Below are 207 nucleotides of genomic sequence, written 5' to 3'. Positions count from 1 at the left end.
CTACCATCGGCGCTAGAGAGCTTAACTTCCGTGTTCGGTATGGGAACGGGTGTGACCTCTCTGCCATCATCACCAAACTGATGAAGGTATATTCCTTCAAAACTAGATAACGTTGCTTCATATTATATGGTTAAGTCCTCGATCTATTAGTATTCGTCAGCTCCACATGTCACCATGCTTCCACCTCGAACCTATCAACCTGATCAT

General features: G+C 44.4%; 1 rRNA gene. It reads right to left on the bottom strand.

Annotated features, from left to right (window positions below):
• Positions 1 to 77 (bottom strand): 5S ribosomal RNA (gene rrf, locus MR066_RS27175); the annotation flags it as partial.
• Between the last annotated feature and the right edge of the window lie 130 nt (positions 78 to 207).

This window comes from Bacillus cereus group sp. BfR-BA-01523 (assembly GCF_022662615.1).
Classification (GTDB): Bacteria; Bacillota; Bacilli; order Bacillales; family Bacillaceae_G; genus Bacillus_A; species Bacillus_A mycoides.
The sequence above is the reverse complement of the archived record's forward strand: the minus strand, read 5'-3'. Positions and strand labels throughout refer to the sequence as shown.